The 24,110-nt window shown below is 52.3% G+C and carries 18 protein-coding genes and 2 pseudogenes; 15 read left to right on the forward strand and 5 right to left on the reverse strand.

The window, feature by feature from the left end; genetic code table 11:
* Positions 1-64: 64 nt before the first annotated feature.
* Both A7E78_RS02225 and A7E78_RS02230 read left to right on the forward strand, forming a co-directional pair.
* Positions 65-1,198 carry a deoxyguanosinetriphosphate triphosphohydrolase gene (locus A7E78_RS02225; RefSeq protein WP_072282732.1) on the forward strand — a complete coding sequence of 378 codons (1,134 nt, stop codon included), beginning with the start codon at positions 65-67 and terminating at the stop codon, positions 1,196-1,198.
* Between the two features lie 144 nt (positions 1,199-1,342).
* Positions 1,343-3,436 (forward strand): putative bifunctional diguanylate cyclase/phosphodiesterase, encoded by a 2,094-nt coding sequence (locus tag A7E78_RS02230; protein ID WP_072282733.1) that lies wholly within the window; start codon positions 1,343-1,345, stop codon positions 3,434-3,436.
* A gap of 3 nt (positions 3,437-3,439) precedes the next feature.
* Here the strand turns inward: A7E78_RS02230 and yhbY are convergent, their stop codons facing one another.
* Entirely contained in the window at positions 3,440-3,733 is a 294-nt protein-coding gene (gene yhbY, locus A7E78_RS02235; RefSeq protein WP_072282734.1) for a ribosome assembly RNA-binding protein YhbY, read from the reverse strand.
* 672 nt (positions 3,734-4,405) lie between these two features.
* Here yhbY and A7E78_RS02240 point away from each other — a divergent pair.
* From A7E78_RS02240 to A7E78_RS02285, 10 genes and pseudogenes are all read left to right on the forward strand, one after another.
* Positions 4,406-4,921 (forward strand): NADH-quinone oxidoreductase subunit NuoE family protein, encoded by a 516-nt coding sequence (locus A7E78_RS02240; RefSeq protein ID WP_072285003.1) that lies wholly within the window; start codon positions 4,406-4,408, stop codon positions 4,919-4,921.
* Between the two features lie 18 nt (positions 4,922-4,939).
* A complete protein-coding gene (locus A7E78_RS02245; RefSeq protein WP_072282735.1) occupies positions 4,940-5,317 on the forward strand; it encodes a (2Fe-2S) ferredoxin domain-containing protein in 378 nt (125 codons plus the stop codon).
* Between the two features lie 25 nt (positions 5,318-5,342).
* Complete coding sequence (locus A7E78_RS02250) at positions 5,343-6,809, forward strand: NADH-ubiquinone oxidoreductase-F iron-sulfur binding region domain-containing protein (protein ID WP_072282736.1); 1,467 nt, start codon at positions 5,343-5,345, stop codon at positions 6,807-6,809.
* Between the two features lie 18 nt (positions 6,810-6,827).
* Positions 6,828-8,585, forward strand: coding sequence for an NADH-dependent [FeFe] hydrogenase, group A6 (locus tag A7E78_RS02255; protein WP_072282737.1), 1,758 nt, complete (start codon positions 6,828-6,830; stop codon positions 8,583-8,585).
* A 257-nt stretch (positions 8,586-8,842) separates the two neighbouring features.
* Complete coding sequence (gene hydE / locus A7E78_RS02260; RefSeq protein ID WP_072282738.1) at positions 8,843-9,913, forward strand: [FeFe] hydrogenase H-cluster radical SAM maturase HydE; 1,071 nt, start codon at positions 8,843-8,845, stop codon at positions 9,911-9,913.
* 26 nt (positions 9,914-9,939) lie between these two features.
* Positions 9,940-11,361, forward strand: a complete 1,422-nt coding sequence (gene hydG / locus A7E78_RS02265; protein WP_201258024.1) for a [FeFe] hydrogenase H-cluster radical SAM maturase HydG — start codon at positions 9,940-9,942, stop codon at positions 11,359-11,361.
* Position 11,362: 1 nt separating this feature from the next.
* Positions 11,363-12,771, forward strand: a pseudogene (locus A7E78_RS02270) (aspartate ammonia-lyase).
* A complete protein-coding gene (hydF, locus tag A7E78_RS02275) occupies positions 12,771-14,018 on the forward strand; it encodes a [FeFe] hydrogenase H-cluster maturation GTPase HydF (RefSeq protein ID WP_072282739.1) in 1,248 nt (415 codons plus the stop codon). The pseudogene A7E78_RS02270 and the gene hydF overlap by 1 nt, the downstream one beginning before the upstream one ends.
* Before the next feature lie 400 nt (positions 14,019-14,418).
* Entirely contained in the window at positions 14,419-14,916 is a 498-nt protein-coding gene (locus A7E78_RS02280; protein WP_072282740.1) for a hypothetical protein, read from the forward strand.
* A 33-nt stretch (positions 14,917-14,949) separates the two neighbouring features.
* Positions 14,950-15,783: an MBL fold metallo-hydrolase gene (locus A7E78_RS02285; protein ID WP_072282741.1), complete on the forward strand. Its 834-nt coding sequence runs from the start codon at positions 14,950-14,952 to the stop codon at positions 15,781-15,783.
* Positions 15,784-15,914: 131 nt separating this feature from the next.
* Here A7E78_RS02285 and A7E78_RS02290 read toward each other — a convergent pair whose 3' ends face one another.
* Complete coding sequence (locus A7E78_RS02290) at positions 15,915-16,418, reverse strand: hypothetical protein (RefSeq protein WP_072282742.1); 504 nt, start codon at positions 16,416-16,418, stop codon at positions 15,915-15,917.
* 289 nt (positions 16,419-16,707) lie between these two features.
* On the opposite strand from A7E78_RS02290, the pseudogene A7E78_RS15695 reads away from it, so the two are divergent.
* Positions 16,708-18,173: pseudogene (locus tag A7E78_RS15695) on the forward strand (NADH-ubiquinone oxidoreductase-F iron-sulfur binding region domain-containing protein).
* 57 nt (positions 18,174-18,230) lie between these two features.
* On the opposite strand, the gene A7E78_RS02300 reads toward A7E78_RS15695, so the two are convergent.
* From A7E78_RS02300 to lexA, 3 genes are read right to left on the reverse strand one after another with little or no spacing between them, the layout of a single operon-like run.
* The gene (locus A7E78_RS02300; RefSeq protein WP_072282743.1) at positions 18,231-21,236 is read right to left on the reverse strand and encodes a DNA polymerase III subunit alpha; all 3,006 of its coding nucleotides are present in this window, start codon (positions 21,234-21,236) and stop codon (positions 18,231-18,233) included.
* A gap of 8 nt (positions 21,237-21,244) precedes the next feature.
* Positions 21,245-22,405 (reverse strand): Y-family DNA polymerase, encoded by a 1,161-nt coding sequence (locus tag A7E78_RS02305; RefSeq protein WP_072282744.1) that lies wholly within the window; start codon positions 22,403-22,405, stop codon positions 21,245-21,247.
* A 1-nt stretch (position 22,406) separates the two neighbouring features.
* A complete protein-coding gene (gene lexA / locus A7E78_RS02310) occupies positions 22,407-23,015 on the reverse strand; it encodes a transcriptional repressor LexA (protein WP_072282745.1) in 609 nt (202 codons plus the stop codon).
* A gap of 129 nt (positions 23,016-23,144) precedes the next feature.
* On the opposite strand from lexA, the gene A7E78_RS02315 reads away from it, so the two are divergent.
* Together A7E78_RS02315 and A7E78_RS02320 are read left to right on the forward strand one after the other, a co-directional pair.
* Positions 23,145-23,480 carry a transcriptional regulator gene (locus tag A7E78_RS02315; RefSeq protein ID WP_072282746.1) on the forward strand — a complete coding sequence of 112 codons (336 nt, stop codon included), beginning with the start codon at positions 23,145-23,147 and terminating at the stop codon, positions 23,478-23,480.
* Positions 23,481-23,645: 165 nt separating this feature from the next.
* Positions 23,646-24,095: a chemotaxis protein CheX gene (locus A7E78_RS02320; protein WP_072282747.1), complete on the forward strand. Its 450-nt coding sequence runs from the start codon at positions 23,646-23,648 to the stop codon at positions 24,093-24,095.
* Positions 24,096-24,110 lie beyond the last annotated feature (15 nt).

Here is a 24,110-nt window from a genome sequence, read left to right on the forward strand (position 1 = left end):
TTACCATGCCGGCGAGATTGCGTCAAGAGGCCGGTAATACTATGATATCTCCTCAGGAGGAGTTATGGAAAGACCCGATCTGGCAAAATATGCAACCCGTAGCAAGGAAAGCCGTGGCCGCAGACATGCGGAAGACTTCAAGGATATTCGATCGGCCTTTGCTCGAGACCGGGATCGTATTATCCACTGTGCCGCTTTTCGCCGCCTGGAATACAAAACACAGGTTTTTGTCAATCATGAGGGTGATTATTATCGTACCCGGTTAACCCATTCGCTGGAAGTGGCTCAGATTGCCCGCGGTATTGCCCGCCAGTTGCTGCTGAACGAAGACCTGGTTGAGGCTCTGGCTCTGGCTCATGACTTGGGACATACGCCTTTTGGTCATACGGGAGAGGAAGTGCTCAATCAGTTGATGACCGAGCATGGTGGCTTTGAGCATAATCGGCAGTCTTTACGTATTGTCGAGACTCTTGAAGAACGCTACCCGGAATTCAATGGCCTTAATCTCAGTTGGGAGACCCGTGAAGGCATCATTAAACATTCTTCGGATTATGACCAGGCCGCATCGAGCGATTTAATCGAATACTGTCCCGGAGAACGTCCTTCTCTTGAAGCTCAACTTATCGATCTCGCAGATGAAATTGCCTACAACAATCACGATATCGATGACGGGCTGAAAGCCGGTCATATTAAATTGTGCGAATTGGCCGAAGTGGACCTCTGGCAGGAGACCTTTGTTCACGTCGGTCAGAAATATCCCGCTTTGGATGAAGAACGCCATATTTACCAAACGATCAGTCATCTCATCGGGCGTTTAATTCATGACGTAGTTAACAAGACGCTGGCCAATATACAAGCTCACGACATCGACGGTGTGGCCAGGGTGCGTCAACACCAGACCCGCTTGGTCGCTTTCAGTGAAGACATCGACCAGAAGAATCGGCAATTAAAAGGGTTTTTATTTAAAAATCTTTATCGACACCATCGTGTCGAACGTATGCGGGTTAAAGCGGAACGCTTTCTTGCGATGATTTTTGAAAGTTATTGCACTAATCCCACTCTTTTGCCTCGCAGTTATCAGGAGCGCTTTGAATTGTATGGAAAAGAACGGGTCATATGTGACTTCTTAGCCGGCATGACCGATCGCTACGCCTTGGAAGAATATAAAAAATTATTTGAACCGTATGGGCGGGTTTAGGCCTTTGTTTATCTGGAGTAGGTTGCCAGGTTTGGTTCTTCCAATGCAAATTCCCTTGAAGGGGAATAAGCGGTGCTGTATAAGGGCAGTTGAAAATAGTTAGTTACGCAATTGTTGTTTTTGGGTAGGGCAGGGGGCAGTCGCATGCGAGGTTTCCGGGAGAGCATTCGTTTTCCAGGGCTACCGTCAAGCCATCGAGAGTCGCGGGGGGAGTATCTGCGGCTGGCTCTGGGCCTGTTGATACTCGTCTCACTGCCGTTTTTCCTGGCCAATTATTTAAACGATATTCCCAACCGTTTATTGGTCGTCAGTTTTTCCCTTCTGTTAGTCAATTTTCTTCTGATTTTCCTTTACAGTATCCATATCCGACAAAAATTGTACCGGGAACAGCGTCACTTCTATGACATGATTCGTCGTGTCTCCGAACATGGAAGCGAAACATTTTTCCCGGCTCTGGTTACTCAGTTGAGAGAGTTTCTCGGTGCCGATTATGTTCATATCGGCCGGTTCGATAAGGCCCAGGGCAGTGTTCTTAATACCTTGGCGATTTGCCACCATGGGCAGATCACAGAAAATACAGAGCTGGATTTGACCGGGGCCCCTTGTACTGAAGCCTTTGAAGGGGATGCATGGTTTGCCCATAAGAACTTGCAACATAAATTTCCTGACTCGACGCTGGTCTCGGAACTGCAGGCCGATAGCTACCTGGGACATCCTCTCAGAGATGGAGCCGGCAAGGTGGTCGGTGTCATTTCCGCTTTTGGTCGTAAACCATTGAGGCGAGGCCAAAGGGCTTTGGTACCTTTGGCCCTTCTTGCACAACATGCATCGTCCGAGCTGGAAAGGCGCAGGGTCCAGCAGGCCATGGAGCGCTTGGCCTACCATGATCCCTTGACCGAAATGTCTAACTGGCGTTTTTTTAAAGAGCGCCTTGTGACGACGCTTGGGTGGGCTCATCAGAGTGGCGAATCATTTGGTCTGATTTTCCTGGATGTTGATCGTTTTAAAAATGTTAATCAGACATTGGGTCATGAGACGGGGGATCACCTGTTACGGCTTTTTGCCGAGCGAATGGCGAGTACCCTGGATAGCCAGGCGATCCTCTCTCGTAAAGGGGGAGACCGCTTTTTCGTTCTGCTTCCCCACCTGTTGTGCGCCGCTGATGTCTGTCGGGCTGCCGAAGGCTTGTTAGAGATGCTGCGGGAGCCCTTTGAGGTTCAGGGACGAGAGGTTTACTTATCCATCAGCATCGGTGTTGTTACTTGCCCTGAGAATGGAGAGACCATTGCTACCCTGCTGGCAAATGCCGATGCCGCTATGCACCGGGCCAAAGAAAAGGGCGGGGGGCGTATTGAAAGGTATGCACCGGCTATGGGGAGGGCCAGTCGCGTTCGGCTCGGTCTCGAGGGGGCCCTGCGTAATGCGCTGAAGAACGAAGAGTTTGTGCTGCATTTTCAGCCGCAGTATCAACTTAGTACCGAACGTGTTGTGGGCGATGAAGGGTTGTTGCATGATCGCGTTTCGAGTCGCTTGGTAGGAGCTGAAAGCCTTGTCCGCTGGCAGCGTCCTGGGTGTGAGCTGGTTCCGCCAATGGAATTTATTCCACTGGCGGAAGAGACCGGTTTAATCGATGAGATCGGTACTTGGGTTCTCGAGTCGGCCTGCAGTCAACTGCGACAATGGCAACAATGGTTTGGTTCAGAATTTAAGATGTCGGTTAACCTATCCGCTCGCCAACTATGCGACCCTGCATTAGGGGCTCGCATCGCATCCATCCTCTCGGCGAATAATCTGCGTCCTGAAGTCCTTTGTCTGGAACTGACCGAAAGCTGTCTGATGGGTAGCGTTCAGGAGAACCAGCAACGGTTGCAACGACTGCGAAGTCTCGGAGTAGGTATTTCCATCGATGACTTTGGGACCGGCTACTCTTCTCTCAGTTATTTAAGACGTTTCCCGGTCACCGCTTTAAAGGTCGACCGGTCTTTCATTCAGGATCTTGGTGAACATGCCGATAATCAGGCCATAGTTAAGAATATCGTTGACATGGCCAAGGTTCTCAAGCTCGAGGTGGTAGCCGAGGGAGTCGAGACCGAACGGCAGCTTTCGTGCCTGCGCGCTATCGGTTGTCATACCGTCCAGGGTTACCTCTTTGGGCGTCCCGTTGCCGCAAGTGATTTTGCCACGTCCATTAATTGTTCGACTGACGATCAGACAGACAGGATGGGGCAGATTGGATGATCGCTAGGGAAGGGTGATGAGCTGAGCCGGGCTCGGCAGGTAGAGCAGTATGGTCCGTCCCAGAACCTGGGCTACGCTGGCTCCTGTATGCTGCGCTAACTCGCTAGCCACTTCTTTGCGATCTTGCGGGCAGCTCTCCAGGATCTTGACTTTGATCAGTTCGTGAACGTCCAATTGTTCTTTGCATGAAGCAACCAGTCTCTCGGTAACAGCCTCTTTACCAACCAAAACGATCGGTTTGAGTTTGTGCCCAAGAGCACGAAGATGGCGTACCTGTTTTCCGGTTAATTTTGGCATTGTCAGCTCCATTTCTTGGATAGTGTGAAAGACCGGAACTCTAACAAAAACCGATAATAAATGATAGCTTTTTTGTACAGCATAACCTGCTCAGAGGAGGGGCCTGCTTGCCCGGTTTTTTACTTTCCTGTAAGCCTGATTCCCTATGATGTAGATCACTGTTTAGAAATGAAACGGCTTATCAATTTCACAATGCTCCGAGGCAAGAAATTGGAGCTGTTTTATTTGGTTTGGAAAAACCTGAAAAACCGCAACAAGTTGAAACGATTTGTCAATTTCAAAATATCTAGGGGGTTGAAAAATAAGAACTCTGATTGGACGAGGGGAGTGTTCCATTGTTGTGCGGAATGGTCCAAAAGTTAGGGTTTGCGGGAAGTCGAAGAGAGAGTTTGCCGACTTGCTAAAAAAATGTTTTAAATAGTTGCTCTCGGGCATTGACAGATCAAATTGATTTGTGTAGAAATTGGTGGGCTGTGGAAAACGGGGGTTTTGCGCAGAGAGTTTGGCTGGGTCTAAGTTACAGTGTCGGATACCGGTCGAGGCCCATTTCTGATTAATTTCTTATGGAACGCAGATTGGTAGGAGGCGCTGATGTTGAAGAAGATTCTTAGCTTTTTTTGTAAACCCAAGCCAGATTCCGATTTGGCGAACAAAAAGGAGAGGAATAACAGTATGCAAACGTCCACTTGTAAGAAAGAATGTAGAATTCCTGAGCGCGCTACGTTGCCTAAGGACCTCTATCAGAAGCTTGCAGATTTTGTCTCTGAGCTTCCCCAGAAAGAAGGTCACCTGGTAACCGCACTGCACCACGCTCAGCACCTGTTCGGTTACCTGCCTCGCGAAGTGCAGGAATTTGTTGCCGACCAGATGGAAGTTTCCCTCGCCAAAGTATATGGCGTGGTAACCTTCTACACCTTCTTCACCCAGATTCCCAAGGGTAAGTATCCCATCTCTATCTGCATGGGTACTGCCTGCTTCGTTGTTGGTGCCGACAAAGTCGTTGAGGCTTTCCAGCAGCAACTCGGTGGTGTTGAGGTCAGCGAAGTTACTGCCGACGGCAAATTCTCTATCGATTGCCTGCGCTGCGTTGGTACTTGCGCACTGGCTCCGGTTGTTATGATCGGTGAAAAGGTCTACGGTGGAGTGACTCCTGATCAGGTTAAAGACATCATTGCTGACTTTTCATAAGGACGGGGGAATCTGAAAATGGCAAAAATTAATACAATTGCTGAACTGAAGAAATTGCGTGAAGACCTGCAAGGTGCTGCCCAGGCTAATGCCGGCAAGCCTCTGGTCAATGTATCCCTGGCTACCTGCAGTGTTGCTTCCGGCGGCCGCGACGTTATGGCTGCCATGAAAGAAGAAACTGCCGCTTTGGGCCTGGATGTTGAGTTCGTGCAGTCCGGTTGCATGACTTTCTGCTTTGCTGAGCCGACCGTTGTAGTGACCCTGCCCGGCAAAGACCCGGTGACCTTTGGGTACCTAGATGCCGAAAAAGCCAAGACCCTGGTGCAGAAATACATCAAGGATGGCGAGTTGGTCGATGGTGTCATTCCCGTAGGCTACGAGCGGATTGTTCTTTAATATAAAGGATTAGGAGAGACTAGCTATGGCAGAGAAAAAGCAACTTAGAATAGCCACCAGGAACTCCGGATTTATCGATCCGGAAAACATTGATTCCTATATTGCCGCTGGCGGATACCTTGGCCTGGCCAAGTGCCTCGGCGAGATGACCCCTGATCAGGTTATCGAAACCATGAAGGCTTCCGGCATCCGCGGCCGTGGTGGTGCAGGTTTCCCCACCGGCGTTAAGTGGGGCTTCGCTTCCAAGTACGCCAGCGACGACAAATACGTGGTCTGCAACGCGGATGAAGGCGATCCCGGTGCATTTATGGACCGCGCTATTCTCGAAGGCGACCCGCACAGCGTGCTTGAGGCTATGGCCATTGGCGCTTACGCCATCGGCGGCAACAAGGGCACCATCTACATCCGTGCTGAGTACCCTATGGCCATTGAGCGTCTGAAGATCGCCATCAAGCAGGCTGAAGAAAAAGGCGTGATCGGCAAGAACATTATGGGCACCGACTTCTCTTTCGACCTCGACATCAAATACGGCGCAGGCGCCTTTGTTTGTGGCGAAGAGACCGCCCTGATCAACTCCATGGAAGGTAACCGCGGCGAGCCTTACACCAAGCCTCCTTTCCCCGCCGAAGCCGGTTACTGGGACAAGCCGACCATCGTTAACAACGTTGAAACCCTGGCCAGCATCCCGGCCATCATCGTCAAGGGCGCCGAGTGGTTCAACGGCATCGGCACCGAGACCTCCAAGGGTACCAAGGTTTTCGCACTGGCCGGTAAGATCAACAACGTTGGTCTGATCGAAGTTCCCATGGGCATCACCCTGCAAGAAGTTATCATGGAAGTTGGCGGCGGCGTGCGTGACGGCAAGGAGTTTAAAGCCGTTCAGACCGGTGGTCCTTCCGGTGGCGCACTGACCTACAAAGACCTCGACGTCAAGATCGACTACGAGAGCCTGGTTGCTTGCCAGTCGATGATGGGTTCCGGCGGCATGATCGTTATGGACCAAGACGATTGCATGGTTTCCATCGCCAAGTTCTTCGTTGAATTTACCATGGAAGAGACCTGCGGCAAATGTACGCCTTGCCGGATCGGCTCCAAGCGTATCTACGAAGCCCTCGACAAGATCACCATGGGTCAGGGTTCCCTTGAAGATATCGAGAAGCTGAAGCAAATGTCCAATGCTATCAAGGACACTGCTCTTTGCGGCTTGGGCCAGACCATGCCTAACCCGGTTCTGTCTACCATGCGCGTCTTTGAAGATGAGTACACCGCGCACGTTGTAGACAAGAAGTGCCCGGCTGGCGTTTGCTCCGACTTGCTCGAGTTCGTCGTGGTTGATGACAAGTGCGTGGGTTGTACTCTGTGTAAGAGAGTCTGCCCGGTTGACTGCATCAGCGGCAATGCCAAGGAAATTCACGTCATCGATCAGGCCGCTTGCATCAAGTGTGGTGCCTGTCTCGACAAGTGTAAGTTCGACGCCATCATCAAACAGTAAGGAAAGGAGACATATCGCATGTCTATGATGAATATAACCATCGACGGGAAAGCCACCCAGGTACCGGCTGGCAGCAAGATTCTTGATGCCGCTCAGAAGTTGGACATCAACGTTCCGACTCTGTGCTACCTGAACCTGGACGTCATGAAATACAACAATATGGCCGCTTCCTGCCGCGTTTGCGTGGTTGAAGTTGAAGGTCGCCGCAACCTGGCACCTGCCTGCGCCACTCCGGTCATGGACGGTATGGTCGTTAAGACCAACACCCTCCGCGTACTGCTGGCTCGTAAGACCGTTCTCGAGCTGCTGCTTTCTGACCACCCCAAGGACTGCCTGGTTTGCGCCAAGTCCGGTGATTGTGAACTCCAGGATCTCGCCGAAGCTTTCGGTATCCGTGAGATCAGCGTTCCGGGCGCCATGTCCACCTATCGCCAGGATGTATCCGCTTCCATCATCCGCGACATGGACAAATGCGTAATGTGCCGTCGTTGCGAAACCATGTGCAACGACATTCAGTCCTGCGGCGTACTGTCCGGTGTTAACCGCGGTTTCGACGCCGTTGTTGCTCCGGCCTTCGAAATGAACCTCGAAGACTCCGTCTGCACCAACTGTGGTCAGTGTACTCAGGTTTGCCCTGTAGGCGCCCTGGTTGAGCATGACCACACCTGGAAAGTCATCGACGCTCTGGCTGATCCCGAAAAGGTCACCGTTGTTCAGGTAGCCCCTGCTGTTCGCGCCGCTCTCGGCGAAGCTTGCGGCATGGAGCCTGGCCAGTCCTTCACCGGTAAGATGGCAGCTTCCTTGCGTATGCTCGGCTTCGATCATGTTTTCGATACCGACTTCGCTGCTGACCTGACCATCATGGAAGAGGGTTCCGAATTCCTCGACCGTCTGCAGAAGTTCCTGGATGGCGACAAGAACGTTAAAATGCCCATCATGACCTCTTGCTGCCCCGGCTGGGTTAAGTTCTTCGAGCATCAGTTCCCTGACATGCTTGACGTTCCTTCTACCGCCAAGTCTCCTCAGCAGATGTTCGGTGCCATCGCTAAGAGCTACTACGCTGAAGTTCTCGGCATCCCCCGCGAGAAGATGGTTGTAGTTTCGGTTATGCCTTGCCTCGCTAAGAAATACGAAGCCGCCCGTCCCGAGTTTGCCGTTGATGGCAATCCCGACGTCGACATCGTCATTTCTTCCCGTGAGCTCGGTCGCCTGATCAAGACCATGAACATCGACTTCGCTCAGCTCCCCGAAGAAGATTTCGACAATCCTCTCGGCTACTCCACCGGTGCTGCTCCGATCTTCGGTAACTCCGGCGGCGTTATGGAAGCTGCTCTGCGTACCGCTTACGAACTGGCCACCGGCGAAACTTTGCCGGCTGTTGAGTTCGAAGCCGTTCGTACCCTGACCGGTGTTAAGACTGCTGACATTCAGGTAGGTCCTCACACCCTTAAGGTCGGTGTTGCTTCCGGTCTCGGCAACGCTCGTGAGTTGCTGGAAATGGTTCAAAAAGGCGAAGAGCAATTCCACGTCATCGAAATCATGGCCTGCCCCGGCGGCTGTATCGGCGGCGGCGGTCAGCCCTACCACCACGGCGACATGGAAATCCTCAAGAAGCGTAACGCAGTTCTCTACGCTGAAGATGCGGGCAAGCCCGAGCGCAAGTCCCACGAAAACCCCTACATCGTTGAGTTGTACGAGAAGTTCCTCGGCAAGCCTCTCAGCGAGAAGGCGCATCACCTGCTGCACACCCACTACTTCAAGCGTCAGCAGCTGTAGGATTCTTTAGAATCTAACTGTAGTACAGTGCAGTGATTTTAGGCCGGATGAGCAATCATCCGGCCTTTTTTTATCTGGATTTGGGGAATGCATTCAGAATGAAGTGATTAATGGTACGAATTTGACCTGAATCAAAGATTAGTCAGTCGAATTAGCCATAATAGGGACAACATAAGAATCTTCAGTTTCTTCATGGTCGATTTCGTTCCTCTCCCTTGCGGAATCGACCACATTTTTAAAAATTTCAGGAATCCCTTATGACTTTTATTCATACCCCCCCAGATAAACAGTCCATTTTACGTTGGTTGCTTAGCGAAGATCCTGCAGAAATTGCTGAGCTTTGGGCCTTGGCCGATGCGACCCGTAAAAAATATGTCGGAGACCAGGTTCATTTGCGCGGCCTGGTAGAGGTTTCCAATCGCTGCGAAAGAAATTGTCTTTATTGTGGTATCCGTGCAGACAATCGTGAGTTACAGCGTTACTTGATGCTTTCCGACGAAATCCTCGCTTGCGCTCATAAGGCTGTGGAAGTCGGTTTTGGGACCCTGGTTTTGCAGGCCGGCGAAGACTCCTCTATCGAGGCCCAGTGGTTAGCTGACATTATTCGCCAGGTTAAAGAGGAGACCGATCTGGCTATCACCCTCAGCCTCGGGGAGCGCTCGGATGAAGATTATCAGCTCTGGCATGCTGCCGGTGCTGATCGCTGTTTGCTTCGTTTTGAGACGGGTAATCGTGAATTGTTCGATCGTATTCATCCGCCCTTGGCCGGACAATCCAGTGATCGATTGGCTATCCTCGCAAGACTTCGTGAAATTGGTTATGAGATTGGCAGTGGTGTAATGATAGGTATCCCCGGCCAGAGTTATGAGTCTCTAGCGGATGACATTGATCGGTTCCGGTCACTGGACCTCGATATGATTGGGGTCGGACCATACATTCCTCATCCTGATACGCCCCTTGCCGGTATCGGAAATCGCTGGGACTTGCCCAAAGGCGAGCAGGTGATTAATTCTGTGGAGTTAGGTTACAGGGTCATTGCCCTTGCACGGTTGGTCTGTCCTCAGGCTAATATCCCCAGCACAACAGCGCTTGCCACTTTAGATGGCCCTGTTGGGCGGGAACTTGGATTGCAAAGGGGAGCCAATATCGTGATGCCTAATCTTACGCCCCTGAAATATCGTCAAATGTATGAAATATATCCTGCTAAAGCGGCTAGTACCGAAGACGCCGAGCAGAGTTGCGCCGCTGCTCTACGTCAAATACGTGCCCTTGGGCGTACGGTAGGTACTGGCCGGGGCGACTCGCCCAACCTGCATAAATCTATTTAACCTTCCTACAGAAAGAGGGTCTCGTTATGTCTTTGCCATCTATGGATTTGAGTAAGAAAGCTGTCGATTTTATCGATGAGGATTTTCTTCACGGCCTGATCAATAAGGAACAGCCTACCAAAGCGCGCATTCGCGAAATTGTCGCCAAGAGCTTGAACAAAATCGCTTTGAGTGTTGAGGAGACTGCGGACCTGGTCCGTACCACTGACCCCGAGTTGCATGAAGAGATTTTTGCAGCTGCCCGTCAACTTAAAGAAAATGTTTATGGGAACCGGATCGTTCTTTTTGCCCCTTTGTACATTGGCAATGATTGCATCAATGATTGCACCTATTGTGCCTTCAAACGTTCCAACTTTCAGGCCGTGCGACGGACCCTGACCCCTGATGAGATTAAACAGCAGGTTACTGCCCTCGAGGATCATGGTCATAAACGACTGATTCTTGTTTTTGGCGAGCACTCCCGGTATGACGCCGATTTTATCTCGGATACCGTTCGCAATGTGTACTCGGTTCGCTCCGGTCATGGGGAAATTCGCAGAGTCAATATTAATGCTGCCCCTTTGGATGTTGAAGGATACAAAAAGGTGAAAGAGTCTGGCATCGGTACTTACCAGATTTTTATGGAAACCTACCATCACGACACTTACACCAAGATGCATCCCGGCAATACTCGCAAGGGTAACTATCTCTATCGTCTCGATGGTTTGAACCGCGCTTTTGAAGCAGGCATCGACGATGTAGGCCTGGGGGTTCTGTTCGGACTCTACGATTGGCGTTTCGAGGTGCTGGCCATGGTGCGCCATGCGCTTTATCTGCAGGAAACCTACAATGTCGGTCCCCATACCCTGAGCTTCCCGCGATTGAGACCGGCCCAGGGTGTTGAATTCGATGAGCAATATTTTACCACAGATGACGAATTCAAACGGATTATCGCCATCCTTCGTCTTGCTGTCCCTTATACCGGACTGATTCTAACCGCGAGGGAAAATCCGGAACTGCGCCGTGAGTTGATGTCTTTCGGTGTGTCGCAAATCGATGCCGGCAGTCGTATCGAACTGGGCGGCTATACCGAGGCAGGCGATGCTCAGGTCATGGAACGGGAGCAGTTCTCCCTGGCCGATATCCGATCCCTTGACGAGGTCATGTGCCAGTTGATGAGCGACGGTTATGTGCCGAGTTTCTGTACCTCTTGCTATCGTAGCGGCCGAACCGGAGAGCATTTCATGGAGTTCAGCATTCCCGGATTCATCAAGCGTTATTGCACACCTAACGCCCTTTTGACCCTTGAAGAATACCTGGTCGATTACAGTTCCCCAGAAACACGTAAGGTCGGTGAAAAGCTCATTGAGGAGGAACTGGCCAAAATGGAGGATGGGGATATGAAACAACGGACCATCAAGCAGTTGGAAGAAATCAAACAACGCAATGTGCGGGATATTTATTTCTGATATGACTGACTTTCGTAGCGAAAAGGATTTACTGGGTGAAGGGGAAGTTCCTGCACAGGCCTTATACGGTATCCATACGGTGCGTGCCCTGGAAAACTTCGCTCTTTCGAAAAGACAGGTCAATAAAGCCCTGGTTCATGCCTTTGGCGCGGTTAAGCTTGCCTGCTGTCGTACCAATCAGGGCTTAGGTCTTTGGTCTGAGGAAAAAGGCCAGGCCATTGACCGGGCGTGCAGCGAAATGATGGAAGGGCATCTTGATGAGCATGTCGTGGTCGATGCTCTGCAGGGGGGGCCGGAACTTCTACCAATATGAACGTCAATGAGGTCCTGGCCAATCGGGCGTTGCAGCTCCTCGATAAGCCTCTCGGCAGTTATCACGAAATAAGCCCACTGGACGATATCAATCGACATCAGTCGACCAATGATACCTATCCCACCGCTCTAAAGGTTGCAGCGATCGGCTTGTTGCGAGATCTGGAGCGGGAGGTGGTGGCGGTGTGCGAAGCATTTCAGGCCCAGGAAAAAGCCACCGCACATGTTGTCAAGATCGGCCGCACCCAGATGCAGGATGCGGCGCTGACCACCCTCGGCCGGGAAATGTCCGCTTATGCCGATGCCTTTGCCCGGGATCGCTGGCGTATCTATAAATGCGAGGAACGCCTACGGGTGGTTAATCTTGGCGGTACTGCCATAGGAACGGGTTTGTCAGCACCTCGCCAGTATATTTTTCGGGTGGTAGAACAGTTGCGGGCCATTACCGGACTTGGTTTGGCCAGGGCGGAAAATCTTATCGAAGCGACCCAGAACAACGACGTCTTTGTCGAGGTGAGCGGCATTCTTAAGGCTCTTGCCACTAATCTGCTTAAGATCGCTTCCGATTTACGTTTTCTTTCCTCTGGTCCGGATGCCGGAGTTGGTGAATTACGCCTTCCGGCTCGTCAGGCCGGTTCTTCCATCATGCCCGGGAAGGTTAATCCGGTAATTCCTGAGGCAGTTTCACAAGCGGCCATGCAGGTTATGGCTAACGATCAGGTCATTGCTCAAGCTTGCGCTATGGGGCATCTGGAGCTTAATCCCTTTTTGCCATTGGTCGCCGATGCTTTACTCGGTAGCCTGGACCTGCTCACTAACGCCTGCAGCATTTTTCGTCGTCATTGTGTAGAACTGCTGGAACCTGATGAGGCTCGCTGCCGCCGTCATGTAGAAAACTCCACTGCCAGCATTACTGCTCTGGTATCATTGATCGGCTATGAGCAGGCGACCGCTTTGGCTCAGGCGCTGAGAACCAACGAACTGAGTTTGCGCGAGCTTGTCGTTGAACGAAAATTGGCCACGGCCGAAGAGTTCGATCAGATGGTTTCACCGGAAAGTGTCACCCGTTTGGGAACCCCCCTTAAAAAGGAACAATAATGAAATCGACTCCCAAAGGATTACGTCTGCATATCGGTCTGTTTGGTCGCCGTAACGTTGGTAAGTCGTCGTTACTCAATGCTTTGACCCGGCAGGACGTTTCGATCGTTTCTAACGTGGCTGGAACTACCACCGACGCGGTGGAAAAACCGATGGAAATGCTGCCCATCGGGCCGGTGCTGTTCATCGATACCGCCGGCATCGATGATGTCGGTGCCCTGGGTGAAATGCGGGTGCAGAAAACCCAGCAGGTTTTTGATCGGGCCGATATCGGCATCATTGTTACCGAAGTCGGTGTCTGGGGAGATTTTGAGGAAGCAATCTTCGCTCAATTGCAGGAACGCAAGACTCCGTTCATCGTAGTATTCAATAAAACCGATCTGGGTGCTCCCGATGCCACTCATATCGCTCGTCTTGATCAACTTGATGTGCCCTGGGTAGCCGCTGCGGCTGAAAAAGGTGAGGGTGTCCTCGATTTGCGTGAGGCCCTGATTCGCACTGTTCCCGATGAATTCATCAATCCGCCCAGTATTCTTGGTGACTTGGTGCCTTCCGGCGAGATGGCTGTCCTAGTGGTACCCATCGATATGGAGGCCCCCAAGGGCCGATTGATTTTGCCTCAGGTGCAGTCAATTCGCGATATTCTCGACAACGATGCTTATTGTATGGTGGTCAAAGAGCGGGAGCTGCGAGATGCCTTGGACCGTCTCAAACGCCCGCCTGCACTGGTTGTCACCGATTCCCAGGCTTTTCTTAAAGTCGGCGGCGATACTCCCAATGACATCAACATGACCTCCTTCTCCATTCTGTTCGCCCGTTTTAAGGGGGATCTGGTGGAGTATGTGCGCGGAACCATGGCGATAGAAAACTTACAGCCGGGAGATAGAGTTCTAATCGCTGAATCCTGTGCTCATCATCCTATTGGTGAAGATATCGGCCGCGTTAAACTGCCCCGTTGGCTGCAACAGTACGTCGGAGGCAAGCTCGAGTTTGTTCATGTTCAGGGACATGACTTCCCTGACGATCTTAGTTCCTTTAGTCTGGCCATCAATTGTGGATCCTGCATGTGGAATCGTCGCGAGGTGTTATCACGTATCGTGAAGTGTCAACAGGCTGGTGTGCCGACCAGTAACTACGGTTTGACTATTGCTTATTCACTAGGGATCTTCGAACGGGCGCTTAAGCCTTTTCCCGCGGCGATGGATGCTTATCGGGAACTTGGCGGCAGCGGGCCGATTATTGGTTGACATTAGCGCGGCTAATCATTGCGCATTTGCTTTGCAGTTTATAGAGAAATCACTTTGTCGTATCCATTGATGAAGTATGACCCTTATTTTCTCACCGTGGGAAAGAATCAGGCGCAGCGCTGCAAATCAGCTGCGCCATTTCTTTAGAGCTCAATGTTCTCCTGCAAAAAAAATCTCTAAAGAGTAAGTCTCAAATAGATCGTTCCCATTGCCCCTGTGTGCCAATCCTTCAGGGATGGTGATTAGTTACCCCAATCGAGGAATAGTCCTTTTGTTTAATCCCTTTGTGCCTTCGGCTATTGTCAGTTGGCAGAAAGTTGGCAAAAGGGGTATAATCAACCGCATAGCAGCTCTGTTTCCTGTTTGAACCGAGCCTTGAAATTTCGTCCAAAGGATCGATATGACCAATTATTTAAAAAGTTCATCAGCTTTTGTGCGGATCCTCCCTCCGATCCTGCTGCTGGCTTTTTTACTGGTGCCGTCGAGTGGGTGGTCGGCCAAGAGTAGTGAAGAGTTCAATGTTGAAGGAGGTTCGATTAAGAAAGAGAATCTCTTCAATCTTTTTTTTGGCGGAGCACCCCTGATGCCAACCCAGCACGGCACGGTCATTGTCGAAGCTTACCATGATAAGAACGACAATAAGTTGCGCGATGCTGGTGAAGAGTCTCTCGATCAGGCGATAATTTGCATTGTTGAAGAAATTGTTTACCAGATACCAGCGTTTATTCCCGGGCTAGACAATGGAATGAACTATACTTTTTTGTTTGAAGGAGAGGGCTTTCAGCCGTCAATCAAGCAAAAGAATGTTTTTATCAAAAAGCGGGGTCAGATCATTCGTATCGATGTCCCCTGCCGACCTGACCTTCGTCAGGAAGTGCATGCTCAACTAGGCAACTGAGGCTTATTGGCATTTGCCGGGACATTCAAAACAATGCATATCCGAATAACTATCCTTTGTGAGAATTCCTGCGGTCCTCCTCGTGGCACAGTTGGTGAGCATGGTTTTGCCTGTTTCATTGAAACCGAGGCGGGTAATTATCTCTTCGATACCGGGCAAGGTATAGGCCTGGTTCACAATGCCGGTTTGTTGGGCAAAGATCTCACGTCTGTCAAGGCCGTGCTGCTCAGTCACGGTCATTATGACCATACCCAGGGTCTGCCAGACCTATTGCGGCGTACTGGTCCCGTCGATGTTTTTGCCCACCCCGATATCTTTACCGAACGCTATGCTCTCGATCGCCATGGGCGGCATTTTGTCGGAATCCCATGGCGCCGGGCCTACCTTGAATCTTTGGGGGCTCGTTTTCGTTTTGAGCGTGATTATTCTCAGATAGCGCCGGGACTTTATCTGACCGGTGAAGTGCCCCGTACAAATGATCTGGAAAAAGGTGATCAGCGGCTGGTGGTACCGACGGGAGAAGATCTCTTTGAAGCGGACCCCATGTTGGATGATATGTCTTTGGTCATCAACTCCAGCAAAGGCCTGGTTCTGGTTCTGGGTTGTGCCCATGCCGGGGTGGTTAACATTATGGAGCATGTCTGTAACAAGACGGGGCAGGAAAAGATCTATGCGGTGGTTGGCGGTACACATCTGGGTTTTGTCGGCCCTGAAGAATTTCAGGAAACGGTTAAGGCGTTTCGGGAGTTCAGCGTCGAGCAGATCGGGGTCTCTCACTGCACCGGGTTACCGCGGGCCGCTCAACTTTACCACCATCTGACGGAACGTTTTTTCTTTGGTACCGTCGGAACCGTGCTGGAAGTCTAAATCCTTTGTAACCAGGGATATAGCTCCTATTAGCTAATGTAGTTAATCAAGAATCCGCTAGCCGCTCAGGCATCAATTAAGACAAAAGGCCTCCCATTGGGAGGCCTTTTGTCTTTGGCATAATTTCAGGATTACTCGACGATCGCTTCTTTCTCTGGGCTATCTTCAAGTGTGTCTTCCGCTGTGGGTTGACCTGCTTTGCAGGCCAGTTGATTGGTTGACTGCAGCAGAGCCTCTCGAGCTTTTCCGATCTGATTCAAGGCTGATTCGGCCTGAGTCAACACAGTCTTTATTTCTGCAGCTACCTGGTCGAGGCGTTGGTTAAGATCTTCCACCTGTTGCGTCACTCGGGTTACTTCTTTGGTCACAGATTCAGCTTCTTCCGCAAGAATAACCGCTTGCTCTCCCAGGACCTCCAAGCGGGCCTTGGCTTCATCGGAGGCTTCGGCGGCTTGATCGACGTTTTCTTGAGCCTGTTCAACGGTTGGCATTGCCTCGTCTGTTACTGGGGGTGCAGGCTGACTGATTTCAGCTTTCGGTACGCTTGGTTTTTCCGCTTCTTTTTGGTCCTTTTTGTCGGTACAGCCAAGAGCGAGAATTAAACTCAAAATCGATACCATTAAAAAACGCAACATTTTCACCTCCAGAGAGTTGGTGTTTGTCCAAGAATCTCTTAACGATATTATTTTATACGAACGCTCATCAGTAATCCAGTCGTTTAGTATGCAGAGTATTTAGTTCCGGGGGCTTGAGTGGAAATATTCTTCGATGTGGTGCGTTTTCCGTAAAGATAATTATTGTCCCAATATATAATTGTGCTAGCAGATTGAAAAAGTCTGAGAAGCATATAGAATATTTAAGCATTTTCGTTAGTTGTGTTTCTGTGAGAGCGTATCACAAGTTTTTATAACGGAGGGTATGTCGATGACGGAAAAGAAACAGTTGAGGATTGCTACCCGGAACAGCGGGTTCATCGATCCGGAAAACATTGACTCGTACATTGCAGCAGGCGGCTACCAGGCTCTAGGAAAATGTCTCGCCGAGATGACACCGGAGGAGCTGATCGAAGAGATCAAAAAGAGTGGTCTTCGCGGGAGGGGCGGCGCTGGTTTTCCAACGGGCGTCAAATGGAGTTTCGCTGCCGGTTATCCTTCTGATGTCAAATACGTTATCTGCAACGCTGACGAGGGAGACCCCGGCGCTTATATGGATCGTGCGGTATTAGAAGGGGATCCGCACAGTGTTCTTGAAGCTATGGCTATTGCCGGTTACGCCATCGGTGCCAGTAAGGGAACTATCTATATACGCGCTGAATATCCTCTGGCTATTAAGCGCTTACGTATCGCAATCTCCCAGGCTCTCGACTATGGACTGCAAGGCACCGATATTCTCGGCACCGGTTTCGATTTCGAGATTGAAATCAAATATGGTGCCGGTGCCTTTGTCTGCGGCGAAGAAACGGCTCTGATTCGTTCTATTGAAGGCAACCGGGGGAGCCTTATACCAAACCTCCTTTTCCTGCCGAGGCCGGTTATTGGGGGAAGCCAACGGTTCTCAACAATGTGGAGACTTTGGCCAATATTCCTGCCATTATTTTAAAGGGGGCTGACTGGTACAGCAGCATCGGGACTGAAACCGCCAAGGGGACCAAGGTCTTTTCCTTGGTGGGTAAAATTCAAAATGTGGGCCTGATCGAGGTCCCAATGGGTATCACCCTGCGGGAAATTGTATTCGATATCGGTGGAGGGTGCCGCGATGGGAAAAAGTTCAAGGCGGTTCAGACCGGTGGGCCGTCCGGTGGCGTGCTGACTTATAAGGATCTCGATGTTCCTATCGACTATGAGCATCTGGCGGCCTGCGAGTCGATAATGGGATCCGGCGGCATGATCGTTATGGACGAGGATGCCTGCATGGTCGATGTGTCCAAGTTTTTTCTTAACTTCACCATGGATGAAAGTTGCGGCAAGTGTGCGCCGTGCCGTATCGGCTCCAAGCGGCTGTTTGAATCGCTGGAGGCCATTACCCTCGGCCATTCCAGCCTTGCGGACCTGGAGCGTCTTGAAACCCTGGCCCGGCAGATTAAGGACACCGCCCTGTGCGGTCTCGGTCAGACCATGCCTAACCCCATATTGTCGACCCTGCGGGTTTTCAAAGATGAATACATAGCTCATGTGGTGGACAAGAAGTGCCCGGCCGGTGTTTGCAAGAATCTCCTCGAGTTTTTTATTTTGCCGGAGAAGTGTACTGGCTGTACCCTGTGTGCCAAGGTCTGCCCTGTTGAATGTATCAGCGGCCATGTGAAGCAGTGCCATGTAATTGATCAGGACCTTTGCATCAAGTGTGGAGTTTGTCTGGCAAAATGTAAGTTCGATGCTATCGTCAAACGCTGATTACCCATCTGTTACAACGACAACGGCCCGCTTTGGAGCGGGCCGTTGTCGTTGTATTCAGTCTTGCAGAAAACCCAACCATTTCACATTGAGCGAAATTACGCCGAATTCTTCCTCGACCAGTCCCTTGACCAGATAGGGGCGGGGCTGAGCCAGTAACCGACAAAAGCGGTCGTAGATTGCGGGAAACAGGGTGGCGTCGAACAGGGCGCTGTGGTCCTCAAAGGTGGCGAATTCCATGGGGCGTCCTTCGTGAGTGCGAATCGGCTTGCCGGTGACCCACCAACCGACCAGAGTAACGTGACGCCCGATCCAACGAGACAGAGCGGCTGCAGGGACAGCACCGCTGCGAGCAATGGCCATGCGGCAGTGATCCAGAGGATGGTGGGAGACGGGCAGGGCGAGGCTCTCCAACTCCTGGGCCCTTAAGATGTTGCGCTCGCAGGGAGGCAAATCAGGTACGTCCGGTGGTGGTTCGGCGAACAGGCCGCAGCTGTCCGGTTTTACCTGCTGCCGCCTGTTAAGCAGCAGCCAAACCAGCTGCGGTCGTCTATCCGCTCCCTCCAGCTGATCAAAACAACCCGCTTTGATCAGCAGTCTGATATCGCTTTCGCACAATTGCGGCAACCGCGCCAGAAAATCGGCAAAATCGGCAAAGGGACCGTGGTGCTCACGCTCTTTTAACAGGTTTTCGATTGCCTGGCGGGTGAGGGAGACGATCTGGAGAAATCCGACTTGCAGTTCTTTGCCGCAACCGCGATAGGGGTAGTCGCTCTGGTTGATATCGGGGGGCAAAACGGTCAGACCCAGGCGACGCGCTTCAGACAGGTAACCGAGGGTGGAATAGTAGCCGCCGCCGTTGCTGATCACAGCGGCCATGAATTCAGCCGGGTAGTTGGCCTTGAGCCAGGCCGATTTGCAGCTGACCAGAGCATAGGATGCCGAGTGAGGCTTGCAGAAAGAATAACCCGCAAAGGATAGAATCTGCTCCCAGACTTGTTCAAGAACCGGTTTGTCGATTCCCCGTTCTTCTCCTCCGGAGAGGAAACGTTGATGAAAGTCACTCAGCCGTTGATGCTTGTCCTTTTTACTAACGATCTTGCGTAACTGATCGCCTTCGCTGGCGGAGAACCCGGCCAGGGCCATGGAAATTTGGGTGATCTGTTCCTGGTAGACGGCCAGTCCGTAGGTTTCCTCAAGGATAGGCATCAAGTCGGGGTGCAGGTGGCGCCAGGCTTTGCCCCGCATGCGGGAGACGAACTCGCGAATGAAACGATTGGCTGCCGGGCGGATAATCGACGAAGCCATGACCAGGTGCTCAAACAGGTCGTCTTCGCCGGGCAACGGCTGCCGCCTCCACATCTTCTGCAGCAGTTGGCGGGTTGCCGGTGACTCGATATAAAAGCAGCCGACGGTTTTCCCGGCGCTGAGCAGAGCGCGGGTCTTGTCGTCGCTCAAGGGCTGCCAACTGCGATAGTCGATGTTCTTGCCATGGTATTGTTGAATGGCTGCGAGAGCGTCGCGGATGACCGCCAGCGAGCGGTTGCCGAGAATGTCGATCTTTACCAGACCGGCCGCTTCCGTCTGGTCTTTTTCCCACTGAATGAGAGGGCGGCCGCTGGCGGAGGTTTCCACCGGTACATAACAACGCATGTCGTCAGGGACCACCACCAATCCGCCGCAGTGCTGGGACAGGTGGCGCAACTGGCCGTTGAGTCGGCTGGCCAGTGCGACGATGGTTTGCCAGTCTTCGTGCAGGTCTTCGTCTTGAAACAGCGGATGGTTTTGCAAGGCCTGAACGCCTTTGGCCGGCGACCAGCAACTGGCCAGCCGATCGGTTATCGATTTGATTTCGGCGGCGGGCAGACCGAACACCTTGGCAATCTCCCGCAGAGCGGAGCGGCTTTTGAAGCCCACCTGATTGGCGACCATGGCGGCTCGTTGGCGGCCGTACCGTGCAAAAGCAAAATCGAGAATTTCGTCCCGCTCATCCCAGGGAAAATCGATGTCGATATCGGGAGGGTCTTGTCTTCCCTCGTTAAGAAACCGCTCGAAAAACAGGTTGTAGCGTAAGGGGTCGACGTGGGTAATGCCAAGGCAATAGGCGACCAATGAAGCGGCGGCGCTGCCCCGGCCGCAGGTGCGCGGCGACCGACCGGCCAACTCCTGCACAACCAGAAAATAATGCGCGAAACCTTTGTGAACGATGAGATCCAGCTCTTTAGTCAGACGTTTTTCAATGCGGTCGTTGAGGGCTTCGTAGCGCCACAACGCCCCATTTTTAGCCCTCTTAGTTAATTCCGAAGCGGCCCTATGGTCTGTCAGATTTTCGTAGCGAGGAAAAATTGTCTCCCTGAATTCCCAGTCGGTTTTACAGGCAGCTGCGATCTGTGCGGCATTTTTTACCGCCTCGGGACAGTGGGGCAGGCGGGCGGCCAGATCCTGAACCGAACAGAGCCGGGCCTCGGGATTGGCACAATCGGTGTCCGACAGGCGGGACAGGGTCGTGTTTCCTGCAATGGACCGCAATACGCGGTGTAGCTGGTGATCGTCATCATGAAGAAAGGTCGCTCGCGTGGTGGCAACGGGCGGCAATTGCAGTTGCTCAGACAGCTTTCGTGATGCTTCCAGGGTGTGCCCGGGGGAAAGCTCAACATAGAGACTATGGCGATCTTGCTGACTCAAACAGGTGAGCAGATCGCGATCATCACTGATAACGAACAGTCCGGACCGGCGACGGGTCAGAGTGGTTGCAAGGTCAAAGTTGGAATCATTATGCAAGGCCGAGATTAGCCGGCAGAGATTGCGATAACCGGCTTGGTCACGGACCAGCAGGAGAGCTCGCTGTCGGCCGTTGATCAATTCGCTGCCGACTAGGGGAATGATGCCGGTGCGTTTTGCGGCGGCAATAAAATCGGGTAAACCGTAGAGACCATTGCGATCGGTCAGTGCCAACCGCTTCATGCCCAGGTCTCGCGCAGCAGCACATAACGCGAGCGGAGTGTGTAACCCCCAGTTGGGCGAAAAAGATGAATGAACATGAAGGTGGACGAAGGAACTCATGGTGTCTTTCAGATGTTACGGCCCCAGCCCAGCGACTGATTTCCAAAACGGTAGCGAAGTTCATCTAAAGCGCTCTGCAGGGTGTCGCTGGCCCGTGTTGTTTGTGGCGCGGAAAATAAGCTCAACTGCCGGCTGGGCGCAACCAGTTGCTCACAGCTTAATCGCAGTAAGCGCAGGCGAATGCGGCGTTGCCAGGCCCGTTGTAACAGCTCGTCGGCGGCAGTCATAAGATCCAAATCCAGATGGCAGGGTGCGGCTAAAGTCAGACGCCGTTCAGCGCTGTAACCATCGGCATAGACCAGGACCAGACGTAGTCGTTTGCTGCCGCGGCCCAGGCGACGCAGATGCAGTCCGCACCTTTCGGCCAAACGACCCAGAGCCGCCCGGATCGCAGTTTCTTCGTTGCTGGCCTTCTCCAGCAGTGCTTCCTCGGTGACAATCATTTTTCGTTGTGGGGGCCGAACGGGGTCGGGATCAATGCCGTGGGAGCGTTGTTGCAACAGGGCGGAAAAAGGGCCGCAGATCGGTTCCAATTGTGCGATGGACAAGGCCGCAATTTGCTCCACTCGGCGTAGATTGAGATCCTGCAGCAACCGCTCGCTTCGCATCCTGCCGATCCCCGGCAGGCTGGAAACGGCCAAAGGAGCAATGAAGTTTCGCTCACTGCCGCGCAACACGTCGCAGATACCCGGACGATCAAGGTAACTGCCGGCCATGCGAGCCACCAATTTATTGCCGGCCACACCGCACATCGCCGGCACCCGCAATCGGTCGGCGATCTGTCGCTCAAGGCGAGTGGCGACATCAAGGGGGGAACCGAGCAATCGTCGACTGCCGGTCAGGTCAAGAAACAATCGCCCCTCGCCGTTTGGTTCCCACAGGGGGCTGTAGTGACGGGCCAGGTTTTGCAAAACCTGGCCTGCTTTACTGACCAATTCCGGTCGGGGTGTCAGCAGTTGCAGGGCCGGGCAGCACTTGCGGGCCAGGTGAACGTTCATGCCGGCGATAACGCCGTCCCGGCGGGCTTCGTCTGAAACGCAGCGTAACAGGCTGCCCTGACTCTGGCCGGCTGCCACGGCCAGAGGCCGGTGGCGCAGCGAGGGATCGACGGCTCGCGCCAGGGCGACGTCAAAATCTGGCACTGCCAGATGAAGAATATCGCGCGTCATATCAACGGTAGTGACGGATCACTCCGACTACCACTCCTTCGATCCCGAAGGGCACATCGGCGGCGACGGTAATGGGTTGCATGGTAGGGTTGGCGGGATGCAGTTCAATGCTCTGGCCATTGCGATGCAGCCGTTTGACGGTGGCTTCATTATCGAGTAGAGCAACCACTGTCTGACCGTTTTCGGCTGTGACCTGTTTGCGTACTACGACGTAGTCGCCGTCAAGGATGCCGTCATCGATCATCGAATCGCCGGCAACATGCAGTACAAAGTGCTCTCCTGTACCGACCATGGCTGGCGGGACATCAATGGAATCAGATGTTTCTATGGCTTCGATTGGTTTACCGGCTGCAACGGTTCCGGCCAACGGCAGCTTCATGCCCTGTTCGGGTTCGGCGGCGGCTGCCAGGCGCAGACTGCGACGACCGTTCCAGTTGCGGCTCAACAGCCCCTCGCGTTCCAGGCGGACCAGATAGTTCTGGACTGTGCCGAGAGAGCGAAAACCGAAGGCCTTGGCAATCTCCTGCTGCGAAGGGGCAAAGCCCTGGCTTTCGATGTATTGTGAAATAAACTCAAACACCTGTTTTTGTTTCGGGGTTATCGGGCTCATGCAAAACTCCTGTGATTGATGATCAAAGTGTATGCGTAAGTTTTGCGTAAGTCAAGAAGAAGAAGGGCACAGAAAACAGTCTATGTGTGCTAAGCTTGACAAGGAAAGCAACCACTGAAAGGAATTGTTGTGGCCGATAAACAAGCCCTTAGACCTCCGGTGCCTGTCGAACGGGCCGCCACGTTGCGGCAGCAGATCGTTGCGGTGCTGCAGCAGCGGTCCGTTTCCGCCAAGGATCTGTCGATGGAGATCGGTATGCCTGAAAAACAGGTTTATGATCATTTGGAGCACATTCGACGCAGCTTTAAGAAGCAGGGGAAGTCCCTTCGCATTGAGCCGGCCAGGTGCAAGAAGTGCGGGTTTATCTTCGAAAAACGCCAGCGTTTTCATAAACCGGGTAAATGTCCAGCCTGCCGCGGCCAGGCGATTGAAGAACCCCGGTTTTCTCTGTTGGGTAGTGACTGACTCTTTTTCCCAGGTTGAAAAAATCTTTTCGAGCTTGACACAAAACTCTATAATGCCGTAAATATAGAATTTATTTATATTTCTAAGATATTTTAAGGCTGTTGCAACTGGGCGACATGCTTCTAAATCACCGATCTTTCTAGGCACGAGAAGGGCTTCCTCACGATGGACTATAAAGGAATTATTGATCAGGCGGTGGGAGAGATCTTTTCCACCATGCTTTTTTTGGAGGTTAAGGCCCTTTCGAGCGAGCCGGTTTCCAGCTCTGAACAGCGCATGCTCTCTGGTATGATCGGTTTTGCCGGCGATCTGCGGGGAACGGTGGTTATTCATCTACCTGCGAAGGTGGCTATTGCCATCACCAATGCGTTTTTAGAACTGGATCTTGACGAAGTCAACGATGAAGTTAAGGACGCCATCGGCGAGTTGGCCAACATGGTCGCCGGCGGTATCAAATACCTGTTGCCCGACCAGGATCAGGATGTGCAGTTGTCGATCCCGTCAGTTATTTCCGGGCGAGGGTATACCTGCGAGGCGACGGGGAAAACCGAGCGATTCGCGGTTGAGTTTGAGACTGTCGGCGGTCGCTTTATCACGGAATTGCTCGTCAAGTAGAACAGTCTTCTCCCG

Origin of the sequence: Syntrophotalea acetylenivorans, from assembly GCF_001887775.1 — a bacterium.
GTDB lineage: Bacteria > Desulfobacterota > Desulfuromonadia > Desulfuromonadales > Syntrophotaleaceae > Syntrophotalea_A > Syntrophotalea_A acetylenivorans.

What these genes read in the sequence shown, in the direction of transcription:
- A7E78_RS02255 (WP_072282737.1), top strand. Translation starts at nt 6,828, where the DNA reads ATGTCTATGATGAATATAACCATCGACGGGAAAGCCACCCAGGTACCG.
- A7E78_RS02305 (WP_072282744.1), bottom strand. Translation starts at nt 22,405, where the DNA reads ATGACGCGCGATATTCTTCATCTGGCAGTGCCAGATTTTGACGTCGCC.
- yhbY (WP_072282734.1), bottom strand. Translation starts at nt 3,733, where the DNA reads ATGCCAAAATTAACCGGAAAACAGGTACGCCATCTTCGTGCTCTTGGG.
- hydG (WP_201258024.1), top strand. Translation starts at nt 9,940, where the DNA reads ATGTCTTTGCCATCTATGGATTTGAGTAAGAAAGCTGTCGATTTTATC.
- lexA (WP_072282745.1), bottom strand. Translation starts at nt 23,015, where the DNA reads ATGAGCCCGATAACCCCGAAACAAAAACAGGTGTTTGAGTTTATTTCA.
- A7E78_RS02250 (WP_072282736.1), top strand. Translation starts at nt 5,343, where the DNA reads ATGGCAGAGAAAAAGCAACTTAGAATAGCCACCAGGAACTCCGGATTT.
- A7E78_RS02290 (WP_072282742.1), bottom strand. Translation starts at nt 16,418, where the DNA reads ATGTTGCGTTTTTTAATGGTATCGATTTTGAGTTTAATTCTCGCTCTT.
- A7E78_RS02300 (WP_072282743.1), bottom strand. Translation starts at nt 21,236, where the DNA reads ATGAGTTCCTTCGTCCACCTTCATGTTCATTCATCTTTTTCGCCCAAC.
- hydF (WP_072282739.1), top strand. Translation starts at nt 12,771, where the DNA reads ATGAAATCGACTCCCAAAGGATTACGTCTGCATATCGGTCTGTTTGGT.
- A7E78_RS02245 (WP_072282735.1), top strand. Translation starts at nt 4,940, where the DNA reads ATGGCAAAAATTAATACAATTGCTGAACTGAAGAAATTGCGTGAAGAC.
- A7E78_RS02240 (WP_072285003.1), top strand. Translation starts at nt 4,406, where the DNA reads ATGCAAACGTCCACTTGTAAGAAAGAATGTAGAATTCCTGAGCGCGCT.
- A7E78_RS02225 (WP_072282732.1), top strand. Translation starts at nt 65, where the DNA reads ATGGAAAGACCCGATCTGGCAAAATATGCAACCCGTAGCAAGGAAAGC.
- hydE (WP_072282738.1), top strand. Translation starts at nt 8,843, where the DNA reads ATGACTTTTATTCATACCCCCCCAGATAAACAGTCCATTTTACGTTGG.
- A7E78_RS02320 (WP_072282747.1), top strand. Translation starts at nt 23,646, where the DNA reads ATGGACTATAAAGGAATTATTGATCAGGCGGTGGGAGAGATCTTTTCC.
- A7E78_RS02285 (WP_072282741.1), top strand. Translation starts at nt 14,950, where the DNA reads ATGCATATCCGAATAACTATCCTTTGTGAGAATTCCTGCGGTCCTCCT.
- A7E78_RS02280 (WP_072282740.1), top strand. Translation starts at nt 14,419, where the DNA reads ATGACCAATTATTTAAAAAGTTCATCAGCTTTTGTGCGGATCCTCCCT.
- A7E78_RS02230 (WP_072282733.1), top strand. Translation starts at nt 1,343, where the DNA reads ATGCGAGGTTTCCGGGAGAGCATTCGTTTTCCAGGGCTACCGTCAAGC.